Consider the following 248-nt stretch of genomic DNA (forward strand, 5'->3'; position numbering starts at 1 on the left):
AGGTCAATTCCCTGGCAGTCACCAAGCTCGACGGCACGGCCAAAGGGGGCGTGGTAATCGGCATTTCGGATCAGTTTGGGATTCCGGTGAAATATATCGGTGTCGGGGAAGGGGTTGAGGACCTGCAGGTATTCAACAAATACGAATTCGTGGATTCTTTCTTTAAACGACAGTCTTGATGCTCCTGCTCTGGATCGGACTGATGTTGATGCTGACTGGCGCGTATGCCCAGTTACGTCACCCAAAGG

Annotated in this window: 1 pseudogene; it reads left to right on the forward strand. The window is 52.0% G+C overall.

The window, feature by feature from the left end:
• Positions 1–179, forward strand: a pseudogene (locus ACRHNM_RS17650) (signal recognition particle-docking protein FtsY); the annotation flags it as partial.
• Positions 180–248: the final 69 nt, after the last annotated feature.

This window comes from Psychroserpens mesophilus (assembly GCF_050617655.1).
Classification (GTDB): domain Bacteria; phylum Bacteroidota; class Bacteroidia; order Flavobacteriales; family Flavobacteriaceae; genus Psychroserpens; species Psychroserpens mesophilus_A.